We start from the raw sequence: 11,167 nt of genomic DNA, 5'->3' as shown, positions 1-11,167 counted from the left end.
GCAGGCCGCGGGATGGCCGCTGGAGGTGAAGCCGGGCACACGTTTCCGCTACGCCAACAACGACATCATGCTGGCGGCCCGCGCCGTGCGCGCGGCGATGAACAACGACAGGCGCTATGCCGCCTGGCCGCAGCGCCTGTTCGGTCCGCTCGGCATGCAGCACACGACGGCGGGCACCGACTGGCAGGGCAATCTGATCCTTTCCAGCCAGGTCTATACCACCGCCCGCGATCTTGCGCGGCTCGGCCAGTTCTGGCTCCAGGATGGCGTGTGGCAGGGCAAGCGGCTGCTGCCGGCCGGGTGGATGCGCTACATGACCACGCCCACTGGGCCGCAGCCCGCCGACGGCCTGGGCTATGGCGCCACGATCTGGCTGTTCGGCACGAAACAGGGCCTGCCCGCCGGCACCTATTCGGCGCAGGGCAATCGCGGCCAATATGTGATGGTCGTGCCATCGCATAAGCTGGTCATCGTGCGGCGCGGAGAGGATACGGCAAGCTCGCGCTTCGACATTGCTCGCTTCGCGGCGGACGTGATCCGCGATCTGAAATGAAGGACTGGGACGCCGTCGTGGCCTTTGCGTGCGCCCTCCCGCACGTGTCCATGGCGCCCTTTTACGGCGTCCCCTGCCCCAAGGTGAACGGCAAGGCATTCGTATCGCCGGGGCGCGAAGCGGGCAGCTTTCATGTCGCCACGCCGCACGATGAAAAGGCGGTACTGCTGGACACCGATCCCGACACCTTCTGGCAGACCGCACATTATGAGGGGTGGCCCGGCGTGTTGGTGCGATATGGTGCCGCCGACGAGGAGCGGGTCCGCAATGTCATCCGCCGCGCCCGGTGGGACCGGGCGACAAAGGCGCAGCGGCAAGCCTTCGGACCTCGCCCCTGACGCACTTCCGGCAATTCGCCGCCATCGACTGGTCAGGCGCGAAGGGACGTCGGCACAAGGGGATCGCCCTTGCCCTATGCCACGCCGGACATGCTGCTCCGCAGCTGATCGCTCCACCAGACGGAGCCTGGTCCCGATCACAGATCCTGGCTTGGCTGCGCGCGAACGCCGACGCTCCCCTGCTGGTGGGTATCGATTGCAGCTTCTCCGCCCCATTTGTCGCGCGCGGTGCGCACCTGCCCGGGGAAACCCAGACGCGGACGGCACGCGATCTGTGGGCCTATGTCGACGCGCATAGCAAGGATGAGGATCTCGGCGCCGCCTCCTTTCTGGAGAAGCGGCGCGGGCGGCATTTCTATCTGGGTGCCGCCGATGGACCCAAGCGCGACTTCCTCCACTGGCGCGCCTGCGAGATGGCCGGCGGACATTCGACCAAGCCAACCACTGTCTATGACGCGATCGGCGCCGCACAGGTCGCCAAGGCGAGCTTCGCCGGCATGCGGATGCTGCACCACCTCGCGGGGCAAATGCCGGTCTGGCCCTTCGATCCAAGACCTCAGGCCGGCGCGCTGCTGGTGGAGATCTATACGGCGATCGCCGCGCGTGCCGCCGGCGTTCCGCGCGGCAGAAGCAAGCTGCGCGACGCCGTGTCGCTGGACATGGCACTGGCGGCGCTGGGCAGCGCACCGCACCAGCCGCTCAGTCGGTACGACGATCATGCCACGGATGCCATCCTAGCCGCCGCGTGGCTCCGCACCTCAGCCAATCGCGAGGATTTGTGGCACCCAACCGGATTGAACGAGAAAATCCGACACACCGAAGGCTGGACCTTCGGCGTATCCTGACGCATGAGCCGGCAACCACGCCGGTTTAGCTCAGCTGGTAGAGCAGCGGTTTTGTAAACCGAAGGTCGCGGGTTCGATCCCTGCAACCGGCACCATTCATAACGTCGTTTCGAACGCGATTACAGTGCGTTGCGAGCATCGCTCTAATTCGCATTCCCACGAGCGTTCCCACACAACGTCGCGAACAACTGCGAACAGTCTCGTGGCTGTATAACACTTCTTCACCGCCCCCGTGCCACGGCAACCGCCGAGCAAGGGGCGTGCATTGACCCAACCCCAACCGATCTCGCCAAAGCAGACGATCGAGCTGATCAAAGCCGCCGGCGTTATAGACACGGCGCGCCTACTAGAAGTCCCCGGTCTCTTTCTCGAGCCGAGGCGCGATGCTCTTGTCCCATTCACGAAAGAGCGGCCGGCAGGTTCTCCCGAAGATGAACCAGCAACCGAATATCGTGGCGTGATGGAAGAAGGCGCCCCACGGCAGCTTCCCATGTGCCGCTTCGTTCCGGAGCGCCGGACCCGGCCGAAAATTAAATAGGATGTCGATCAGGTGAATCACATCTTCGCCGAAGATGGCTTCGAGTTCGGTTCGGTTAACGTCCAGCAATTGTGATAGCGCCCGGTCCCCTTGGATGAGGTCCTGCTCGATCTTGGAAGGATCACGGTTCGAAAGCATAAGGACGTGTCGAAGCGAATTCTCAAGCTGAGGCAAAAGCAGGTGCGCTGCGCTGGCATAATCGCCTTGAAACATACGGGCGAACCCCATGGCGAACAGCGCTTCCCGCTCCGGCGGCACGAACACGCTCATCTCCGCGATCGGCAGCACGTGCCGTTCCTGGATCGAGATACGCTCTGCAAGAGAAAGGCGAGCAGGTTCGATGCGGCCGCGAACCTGCTCGAACATCACAACGTCCATATACTTAGCAGCTTCAGCTTTAAACCACTCTTCCGATGGCTTTCCGTCAGTAGGCATGCCTGGCGCGCGCGCTGCTTCTCTGCCTTCTGAGTCGTAGTAGCTGGAGGCGATCATTGCGCCGATAGGGTGCTTGCGCGCTAGGTCGAGCGTAATGTCGCGCAGCTCCAACTTTGAAGGTGCTGCGCTCATGTGATAGAAGTGCCGGCAGGCTTCGCCGAACGAGATGCCATCAAACAGCTCTTGAATCCCGGCCTGTGTTTCAGCAAGATCCATCGGCATGGTGAAGGTGCCGAAGTCGTCCTGCGCTTCAAGTTGTAGGCTGCGGAGTTCGTCCCGTAACTTCTGGACGCGATCACGCGAGCCAGACAGCGGCCGCATTTCGCCCAGTGCCGCCTTCGTCCAGTGTGCCTTCACCGCGGGCTGATCTGATTCGTCCCGCATCTTGAGCGTCTGCTCGGCCGCTTCCATTCGGCAGCGGTTCGCGTTGTCATTATCTCCCAGTCGAGCGTGACAATCGGCGGCGATAATCCACACCCGCTTCACAGCTTCGGGGTAAGTCTTCACGGGTGCGCTACGGGCAAGCGTCTCGGCGTCCTCCGCGACCCGATCGGGCTCAAGAATGCTATACCAGATGCCCAGCTCGGCCAGCTTCACGAAAACGACGTAGTGGTTTCCGGCTAGGGCCGCGTCATAGCAAGAGAGCAGCGACTGCCGCACCACCTCGGTCATCTCGCCGCGCTTTTTGGTCAACCTTGTGAGCGCCGTCGCCCGGGCCAGGGGTTCAATCACATCCATGATCGAGTCGGCGGGTTCGGACGCGCGGCGACGAATCGTGTCGTCAAGGCGTCCTTGAGCGATCTCGCAATAAGCCTCGATCGCGACGGACGCGGCCCTCCAGTGCTTGCGGTTGTTGTAGAAGATGATGTCCCCGACCTTGGCCCGCAGGTGGGCGTTAGGCAGGGTTTCGATCACGTCCGCCAGAACCGATGATTGCTCGCCCACTATGTCGTCGGGGATCATGCTTCGGCGCCCATCAATGATCAGCTTGGCCGCGAACGGGTTCACCTCGTCGTCGGGGCGGACTGCAATGAACATAATGGACGCGAATAGCTCGAGCACGTCCGCCCGCTCGATGTCACCAGCCGCCCGCGCCTTGCGCTCCGCAGCGCGAAGCTGCGTCTCCACAGCATAGTCATCGTCTTCGGCAACAGGGGTAAGCACGGCCGCTAAGCCGACGTTCGCGATCATTTCGGCGGTGATAAGGCAGCGCGCGTTCTTCTGCTCATCCTGCTGCTCGCCACCTGCCGCAGCCGACGAATCCTGATCTTCTTCGTCCACCTAGGTCCTCTCTGTTGGAACATGGCCGCCGGAATGGGGACGATCAACAGCGTCATCACTATGGCCGCGAGCTCTGAGCGCGACTTCTTGCGCAAGATGGTCGGAAGTGCCTGTCGGCATCACTACTTTTCAGCTGATGCCGTCCCAAGGTCGGCTAGGTGCGGCAACTCGAGGGCTTCTAGCGCGACTATGCGAACGGCAGTTCCTCTGGAAAGCGCGACGTCGAAGCCGACATCTGTGCGCTGGACGCGGAATGCGTCGAACTGCTCAGACCAGCGCTCAAGCCTGGACACATTCTCATTAGAGAAAAAAGCGGGAGCGCGGCGAGCGAGAGCAATGGCGTGCTCGGCGCGCGAGTGCGCCTCATCGCAGCGCTTCACGATCTTCTGCAGATCCGTCGTGGTAATCGAATCGGTTCCACGGGTGTGAGCCTTCCGCGCCTCAATCAGTGCCTGCCGAAGAGCTAGAAGTTCGTCCCTGCAGTCACCGTTCTCGATCAGCAAACCGGCCCCCTCCAGCGTGCCGATGGACCGGTTCTCGAACGAATATATCGGTGACTCGTCTCGCTTGTCGCTGGAGGGCCGCCGCGCTTCCGCGGCATAGTCACGGACACGCACCGACTCGGTTAGTGTGGCGCCTCTCACAGCGATTGGCTGCAGGCGGAAGAACATGTCCCCCGCCGCCTTCTTGATTGCAGCTCGCGCCGCGTCGATCCGGCGCAAGCCCTCGGACTGAAGAACGTGGGTGATGCTGTCGAGCAGCTCAGCGTCCACGAGCAGAATGTCGGCTAGTCGGCGGCTTAGGCCTTGGCGTTGCTTCAGGTCCGTATGCTGCCGACGCGCCGACGCGAAGCTCAACTCGTAATGCTTCGGCCCGCAATGACTGCCGATGACATATCGGTTGCCGGTTTCGTTCTCGACCACGAAGCCGTTCCAGTGGCGGTGCGTTTGGCAATGACAGCACCAAATCGCCTGCTCAGTCGTCGGCCGATGATACTCGCCGATGATGGAGGGCTGGAGACTGGCATCCGGTCGTGTGCGCGACAGGTTCTCGATCGCCAGCGGATCCTCGATGTCGAGGACAGCCGTTGCAAGCTCCGCATCTGTAAGTCGACGCTGTTGCTCCATACTAGCGATCGAGTGTCGAGCTACAGGAGGCCGGCGGACCCATCACGCAGCCTTGCGACCATCCCAATAGCGCCGCTCCTCGACGTCGTCGCGGAAGTCGAAGAGCATAGGGATCGGCGGCTGGCTTTCTTTCATGGCATTATAGGCTTCGACGTCGGTAGCCAGTTGCACGCAGTCGCCGACGATTTGCTCGCGTCGCTGGATGAAGGCCTTCTGCATATGCTCGCGAGGCGCGTCCGACATCATTGCCCAGAAGGTATACTGAACGCCCCCGCGAGTGACACGAACCGCATGGTTCACGCGGTAGCGTCGTCCATACCGGTCAGTGGCATATTCTTCGCGGAGAGCTCGGGACATGTCCTCGGCCAGCTTCGCCAGCGGATCCACGGGCGGGGTCTCGATCATACGCCGCTCAACACCCCACTGGACCGCATCGCGTGCAGTTGCAGGCACGTGGCCGTGCTCTTTCTCGAAGGCGTGCCAAACCTTCTGAAGCTGCTCATTGTAGGTCATCTGCACGCTCCTTCAGAGTGACACCGGGGCAACGCTGCCCCAGCCATCGACCACGCTTGCGCCAATCAAGAATTGCCTGATCTTCACCTTATGGCGCGCGAGCCAGTCGTAGCGATTCATCCGCCGCTGCAGCTGACCGACGACGATGCCGGGGTGCCGCCCCACACGCCCTGCGAAACCAACAACATCCTTCTCCGCGATGTAAGGGTATTTACGAATGTAGAATGACTCCATTTCATCCGCCGGGACGCACGCGTCTTGAGCTGCTTCGTTCGCCTTCTTCTCGGCCGGCGGAAGATCGTCCCGAGATCCGGATGCTTCGAGATCGACGTCCACCTGGCCGCCATCTAGCTCACCGCGGCCGTCGCCATTCAAGACGTGCTCTAGCTCATGCCGGAGAACGAACCAAAAGTTGTCGATGCGGTCATGCCTGACCGTCATCCCGACAACGGGCGATTTATTGTCCAACCAGAAACAGACACCGTCGATGTTGGCCTTGGGCAGTGTCTCGACGACCACAAAGCGAACGCCGCACTCAGAAAGTAGCCGGGGAATGTGCCTGATCTCCTCAGGGTCTCTCATATATCGCGGCAGGTCCGTAACCAAAGCGCGCAGCTTCGAAGCAGAGTAACCAGCAGTCGGCATCTCCGCAGCGATCTGGCGAACCCTGAACAGCCAAGCGAGTTGAACCGGCGACGTCTCGCTGTAATCCGCCTTCTTCGCCGCATGGGCAAGATGAGGCACTGCATCGAGATCGTTTGCACAAAAAAAGCGCATCACCTGCTGTTCAAGAAGTCCAATGTTAGTGTCCGTCAGCCAACCACGCTTGATCATTTCTCGGATCGGATAAGCGCTCTGCAACCTCGCACGCCGTTCCACCGCAGGATCAGGGGCGCGAGCATTCGACATCTCAAACGCCTGCTGCAGATTCGCGAAGTAATCGGCAGACACGTCGAAAGCCTTCCCGAGAGCTTTGGCCATCTCCGGGCTAATGCCCCGCTTTCCAGATAGGATCAGGCCCACTGCCTGCTCCGGAACGCCGAGGATATAAGCCAAGTCGCGTTGCGACCACTCGCGAGCTTCGATCTCTTCACGCACGAACTCGCCGGGATGGGGAACATCATCAAGGCAAGCGGCAATGTTCATACTATTTCCTTCAATGTGTATCACCGATCTCAAGAATGGTGATCACCGGGGGTTTCAAGCCTTCTGAAATTGTGAACTCTATGCGGTATTGATCATTCACCCTCACTGAATGCCTTCCACTTCGCGCTCCTTGGAGCTTCTTGAAATTTAGGCTCTTCAGGTTTCGAAGGTCGCGCTCGTCCACGGCAGCTTCAAGCTGCAAGAGCTTCCGCTGCGCGGCCTTGATGACCGCAAACGGAAGCCCGAGCTTGTGAGCCTCATCTGTGCATATTCGTTTGAGTGCTTCATCAGCGAACTCGATCCTCATGTCGAATCAACTTAAGGTCGATCGTTACGAAGGTCAATCACCTACTGAACGCATGGCGTTCAGTCAGGTGCTGATTACGACACGAACATTGCCTCAACGATCGCCTGCATCAGCACGCCGGGCACTGCGTTGTATTGCATCACGGTAGCGTGCGCAGCGTGCCAATCGGCGACTGCCTGTGTCCACTCGGCGCTGACGGCGCCGGTCGACGCGGCTGCTGCTGGCGCAATCAGTGCTACGCTCGCCAACCCCGCGCCGGCGAGAAGGACCCGACGTCTGGTCTCGGTCATGTGTCTCATGCTCACCCCTCCCCGTTCAAACGGCGCACATCGGCGATCAACCGCTCCGCCTGGCTGTCATCGAAGGCCATCCCGTTGTTCTTGAGCAGGGCGAGCTTCCACTCGAGCGCTGCAAGGTCAGGGGCTGGCGTGGCGAAAAGCGCCCACTCCGCCTCCCCCAGAGGCTCGACGCTGGCTGACCATTCGTCGGCAAGATCCTTGCTCAAGGTGCCGTCTGCTTGTGCCTGCGCGTGACGTGCGTTGATCGCGGCGTCCCGCTCCTGCTCTCGGCGCCAGACGGCAAAGGCTGCATCCCACTCGGCGCGGGGATCCGGGCCGGCGGGGCTGGTGACCGTCTCCAGCATCATCGCTCAACCCTCCCGCGCGCTAATGAGGGTGGCGAGCGGCACACCGATGGCGGCGATCACGGCGGCGTCCAATTCGGCTTCAACCGACCGGCGTCTATCCTCCAGATGATCCCAGTCGCGCTCTTCGGCCGGCGAGGGATCAGCGACGCGAACATAGTGGCTGCGAAGCTGCTGCCGGATCGTGGTCAGGTCGAGAACGATCGTGGGGACAGGCCGCGGCGCCGGCGCGATGCCCTCGATCTTGATCGTCTGACCGCGCCGGACGGCATCACGTGCGCGGGCGTCGATAGCGACCAGCCGATCGAACTCCTCGCCGGGCGTGGCGTTGAATTCGACGATCAGATCGCCGGACGGCAGCGAGATTGTGGCGCGGAACGGAGCGATCTTTGAATAGCCTGCGGCGATGTACGCGGGGTCGGAGTTGTGCTCTGCAGCGGCCTTCATCAAGGCTGCAGTGCGTGCAGGAGCGGTCTTGGCCGAGCGCGTGTCGGCAGGTAGGGTATGCATAGCCATTCACCTCCTCAACAGGTGTGTTGGTCAGGCCGGGCTTGGAGGGCTCAATCTCCGCGCTCGGCCGAACTGGTAGATTATATACCACTGGTTTTGGCATTCCGCAAGAGGTTGTGGCCGTTCGCTGGCGTTCGCTGCTAGAGGCAGTTCATGTCTATAACGGTTGCACAGTGCCGGGCGGCCCGCGCCCTTCTTGGCTGGTCGATCGGCGACTTGGCCGCCGCGGCATCTGTTGGCGTGATGACCGTCAATCGCTTCGAAGGTGGGCAGCCCGTCAGGTCAGCATCCATCGATAAGCTCGAAGCCACCCTTGCCACAGCAGGGATCACCTTCGTCGCCAATGGACAAGCGTCCCCCGTCGGCGGCGAAGGCGTCCGTCTGACAACTACACGCGCCGCTGGCGCGGGTTAACACGAGCTTGAGGTCCTGGCGCACCGTGACGTGGCACGGAACGCACAGCGCCTCTAGCTAGACCCCATAGCGCTTGTTGCCGCCGGACGTGATGCAGTACCTGCCGCCGCGCGGCCCGACGCACACGTTCGCACCTGAACAAGGGCAGCTTCCACCGCCGCCATAGTAACTGGGGGCCGATCGCTGAGACCGCTTGGACCGGCTCGCCTGCCTGCTTAAGGCGCTGAGAGAGCGCCTGTTCGCGCGCCTCGTCTCAGCCGCTTGGCGCGAACGCTTCGAATAGGTGGAGGGTGTAAAAGACCGGGCGGGCACATAGGACCCGTCCTCCGCCAGGTAGCGAGCTGCGACCCAACAATCTCGTGCACGGTCGACCTGCGTCCATGTGCCGGCACGATCCAAGATCGACACCGACGTCCCCGCAGAAACACGCTCAACAATCCGGGCTGAGGTCGCGGCTGCTGCGCGGCAGTTCACGTTCGCCGTCGTTACCGCGGCCTGTGCAGCAGGCGAAAACATAAGTCCGGCGAGCAGCGCCAACATAAATCGCATCAGTATTCCCCCTTTGGTGTGGGGAAACGTGTCATGCTGGCGATCGAACGTCTATTCACTCGATCGCTGCGAGTATGAAAGCTACGGGACTCCGCTAGAAAGCGTGATCGCGGCGGAGGATGCCTCCCCGGCGTTTTGTAGCTCAGAAACGCAGGCCCATGTGCTTGCCTCCCGAGCAAATTCGGTGTCGCAGCCGCTGCGTATGTTGCGCGCCGGATCGGCCAGCTCGAAGTGGAAGGCGAGGTTGCTGTAGCCAAACTGAATCAGCAGCGCCACGACAATCGCCTTCGTTCAGGCTATTTGTCCTCAGGGACGGACGCGTTCGGCTTAAGCTGCGGGTCTGCTGCCGCCTCGGCTCCACTGCCTCGTGCCTCGCCGGTGCGCGGATCTACCGTAGCGCGAGCGCCGGGCCCATCCTCAGCATGCGCAGGATCAGCGTTAACAGCTCCAGAAGGATCGCGCCTCCGCAATTCCGCCTCTCGTTCCTTCGAGTAGGATTGCCCGAACAAGCCTTCCTTATGATCGAACGGGTTTTTGGGCTCTCGCCGCTCAGGGTCGACTTGCGTCCGATGATCGCTGCTCATCACGTCCCTTCCTGCAACCAGTTGCTCGATTACGAGCATCGGTGATGAGCAAACCAACGAACTGCCAGATTGGTTCGCCGTTTCAGCCGAAAGCAGGTATCAGCTCACCCGCCAGGGTTAGATGGAGCCGCTGGGGCGCAGAAAAGCGCGACCGTAAGCGCCAGGGACCAACTATCAACGCGGCGCCGCCGACCAGTGGTCTGAGCCGGCTCACCGGATCGCTCCAAGGCTGAAGAGCGCCAGGCCCGCGGCCGATGTCGCCAGCAAAGTCGTGATAACCCCCGCCCGGGTCATGAAGATCGCGTAGCCAGCACCCAGCGAAAGGACGAACGCGGCCGGATCGATGCTGGTCAGCACCGGCGCATCAAAGCGGAACGGCCCCGCCGCGACCATTGTCGTCTCGCGGAAGAGCGTATGCAGCGCGAACCAGACAGCAAGGTTGAGGACGACGCCGACGACCGCCGCGGTGATGGCGGATAGCGCGCCACCGACCGCGGCATTGCCGCGCAGCCGCTCGATGAAGGGTGCGCCCAGAAAAATCCACAGAAAGCACGGCACGAACGTTACCCAGGTCGTGAGCAGGCCGCCGAGCGTGCCGGCCACAAGTGGCGACAGCCCACCCGGATCGCGGTAGGCGCCGAGGAAGCCGACGAATTGCAGGACCATGATGAGCGGCCCCGGCGTCGTTTCCGCCATGCCGAGGCCGTCCAGCATCTCATTCGGCCCCAGCCAGCCATAATTTTCGACGGCTTGCTGCGCGACATAAGCGAGGACCGCATAGGCACCCCCGAACGTCACCATCGCCATGGTCGAGAAGAAGGTCGCGATGCGGCTAAACACGTCTTCCGGGCCGAGCACGATCAGCAGCGCCGCGACCGGCACGAGCCAGAGAGCCAGCCAGACTAGCGCCGTTCGGATCGTTTCAGCCCAAGTCGGCCGCGCATGGGCAGGCAACTCTTCGCCGAGCATTGTGTCAGCATCAGCCACGACAACACCCTTGGACGCGCCATGCCCGTCACCCCGAAAGGCCGTGCTGCCGTGCCTGGCGGACCACCATCCGATGAGGCCGGCACCCAGCACGATCAGCGGGAATGGCGCACCGACGAAGAATATTAGCACAAAGGCAAGTGCGGCAATCGCCCTTGCCGGGGTCGACTTAAGCGCGCGTCCGCCAATCCGAACCACCGCCTGAAGTACGACAGCCAGCACCGCACATTTAAGGCCGAAGAACAGCGCGGAGACGATCCCCACACGACCATAAAGGACATAAACCCAGCTCAGCGCCATGATCGCGACGGCACCGGGGATGATGAACAGCACGCCGGCGATTGTCCGCCGTCAGCACCAATGGCACAGATTTGAGGTTGTGATTTAAGGAGGATCT

The 11,167-nt window shown here is 62.0% G+C and carries 13 protein-coding genes, 1 tRNA gene and 1 pseudogene; 4 read left to right on the top strand and 11 right to left on the bottom strand.

The genetic code is table 11. The features are described 5' to 3' along the window. The 4 genes from AX702_RS00705 to AX702_RS00690 form a co-directional block, all read left to right on the top strand. On the top strand, window positions 1-553 hold a 553-nt coding region (locus AX702_RS00705; protein WP_156455296.1), incomplete at its 5' end, for a serine hydrolase domain-containing protein. Then, window positions 550-891 carry an MmcQ/YjbR family DNA-binding protein gene (locus AX702_RS00700; RefSeq protein WP_066775038.1) on the top strand — a complete coding sequence of 114 codons (342 nt, stop codon included), beginning with the start codon at window positions 550-552 and terminating at the stop codon, window positions 889-891. The genes AX702_RS00705 and AX702_RS00700, both read left to right, overlap by 4 nt. Beyond that, window positions 888-1,736: a hypothetical protein gene (locus tag AX702_RS00695; RefSeq protein WP_066775041.1), complete on the top strand. Its 849-nt coding sequence runs from the start codon at window positions 888-890 to the stop codon at window positions 1,734-1,736. Before AX702_RS00700 ends, AX702_RS00695 begins: the two co-directional genes overlap by 4 nt. A 19-nt stretch (window positions 1,737-1,755) precedes the next feature. After that, window positions 1,756-1,831 (top strand) — tRNA-Thr (locus tag AX702_RS00690). Between the two features lie 251 nt (window positions 1,832-2,082). On the opposite strand, the gene AX702_RS00685 is transcribed toward AX702_RS00690, so the two are convergent. The 11 genes and pseudogenes from AX702_RS00685 to AX702_RS00630 form a co-directional block, all read right to left on the bottom strand. After that, window positions 2,083-3,990: a DUF4209 domain-containing protein gene (locus AX702_RS00685; protein WP_066775035.1), complete on the bottom strand. Its 1,908-nt coding sequence runs from the start codon at window positions 3,988-3,990 to the stop codon at window positions 2,083-2,085. A gap of 122 nt (window positions 3,991-4,112) precedes the next feature. Then, the gene (locus AX702_RS00680; RefSeq protein WP_066775031.1) at window positions 4,113-5,117 is read right to left on the bottom strand and encodes a hypothetical protein; all 1,005 of its coding nucleotides are present in this window, start codon (window positions 5,115-5,117) and stop codon (window positions 4,113-4,115) included. Window positions 5,118-5,159: 42 nt separating this feature from the next. Continuing rightward, window positions 5,160-5,630 (bottom strand): hypothetical protein, encoded by a 471-nt coding sequence (locus AX702_RS00675; protein ID WP_066775028.1) that lies wholly within the window; start codon window positions 5,628-5,630, stop codon window positions 5,160-5,162. Between the two features lie 12 nt (window positions 5,631-5,642). After that, window positions 5,643-6,776 (bottom strand): HigA family addiction module antitoxin, encoded by a 1,134-nt coding sequence (locus AX702_RS00670; protein ID WP_066775025.1) that lies wholly within the window; start codon window positions 6,774-6,776, stop codon window positions 5,643-5,645. 10 nt (window positions 6,777-6,786) lie between these two features. Further along, on the bottom strand, window positions 6,787-7,083 hold the full coding sequence (locus tag AX702_RS00665; RefSeq protein WP_066775022.1) for a type II toxin-antitoxin system RelE/ParE family toxin: 297 nt from the start codon (window positions 7,081-7,083) through the stop codon (window positions 6,787-6,789). A gap of 74 nt (window positions 7,084-7,157) precedes the next feature. Beyond that, a complete protein-coding gene (locus tag AX702_RS00660) occupies window positions 7,158-7,373 on the bottom strand; it encodes a hypothetical protein (protein ID WP_156455295.1) in 216 nt (71 codons plus the stop codon). An 11-nt stretch (window positions 7,374-7,384) separates the two neighbouring features. Further along, the gene (locus AX702_RS00655) at window positions 7,385-7,729 is read right to left on the bottom strand and encodes a hypothetical protein (RefSeq protein WP_066775016.1); all 345 of its coding nucleotides are present in this window, start codon (window positions 7,727-7,729) and stop codon (window positions 7,385-7,387) included. 3 nt (window positions 7,730-7,732) lie between these two features. Continuing rightward, window positions 7,733-8,242, bottom strand: a complete 510-nt coding sequence (locus tag AX702_RS00650) for a hypothetical protein (protein ID WP_156455293.1) — start codon at window positions 8,240-8,242, stop codon at window positions 7,733-7,735. Window positions 8,243-8,707: 465 nt separating this feature from the next. Then, complete coding sequence (locus tag AX702_RS23925) at window positions 8,708-9,166, bottom strand: SH3 domain-containing protein (protein ID WP_443026274.1); 459 nt, start codon at window positions 9,164-9,166, stop codon at window positions 8,708-8,710. Between the two features lie 114 nt (window positions 9,167-9,280). Continuing rightward, window positions 9,281-9,475 (bottom strand): hypothetical protein, encoded by a 195-nt coding sequence (locus AX702_RS00640; RefSeq protein ID WP_066775008.1) that lies wholly within the window; start codon window positions 9,473-9,475, stop codon window positions 9,281-9,283. A gap of 518 nt (window positions 9,476-9,993) precedes the next feature. Next, window positions 9,994-11,112 (bottom strand): annotated as a pseudogene (locus AX702_RS00630) (chromate transporter); the annotation flags it as partial. Between the last annotated feature and the right edge of the window lie 55 nt (window positions 11,113-11,167).

The organism is Sphingomonas sp. CCH5-D11, from assembly GCF_001557395.1.
Lineage (GTDB): Bacteria > Pseudomonadota > Alphaproteobacteria > Sphingomonadales > Sphingomonadaceae > Sphingomonas.
The sequence above is the reverse complement of the archived record's forward strand: the minus strand, read 5'-3'. Positions and strand labels throughout refer to the sequence as shown.

Excerpts from the sequence above, each read along its gene's own strand:
- AX702_RS00650 (WP_156455293.1), bottom strand. The coding sequence starts at position 8,242 with ATGGCTATGCATACCCTACCTGCCGACACGCGCTCGGCCAAGACCGCT.
- AX702_RS00655 (WP_066775016.1), bottom strand. The coding sequence starts at position 7,729 with ATGATGCTGGAGACGGTCACCAGCCCCGCCGGCCCGGATCCCCGCGCC.
- AX702_RS00700 (WP_066775038.1), top strand. The coding sequence starts at position 550 with ATGAAGGACTGGGACGCCGTCGTGGCCTTTGCGTGCGCCCTCCCGCAC.
- AX702_RS00675 (WP_066775028.1), bottom strand. The coding sequence starts at position 5,630 with ATGACCTACAATGAGCAGCTTCAGAAGGTTTGGCACGCCTTCGAGAAA.
- AX702_RS00670 (WP_066775025.1), bottom strand. The coding sequence starts at position 6,776 with ATGAACATTGCCGCTTGCCTTGATGATGTTCCCCATCCCGGCGAGTTC.
- AX702_RS00680 (WP_066775031.1), bottom strand. The coding sequence starts at position 5,117 with ATGGAGCAACAGCGTCGACTTACAGATGCGGAGCTTGCAACGGCTGTC.
- AX702_RS00660 (WP_156455295.1), bottom strand. The coding sequence starts at position 7,373 with ATGACCGAGACCAGACGTCGGGTCCTTCTCGCCGGCGCGGGGTTGGCG.
- AX702_RS00665 (WP_066775022.1), bottom strand. The coding sequence starts at position 7,083 with ATGAGGATCGAGTTCGCTGATGAAGCACTCAAACGAATATGCACAGAT.
- AX702_RS23925 (WP_443026274.1), bottom strand. The coding sequence starts at position 9,166 with ATGTTTTCGCCTGCTGCACAGGCCGCGGTAACGACGGCGAACGTGAAC.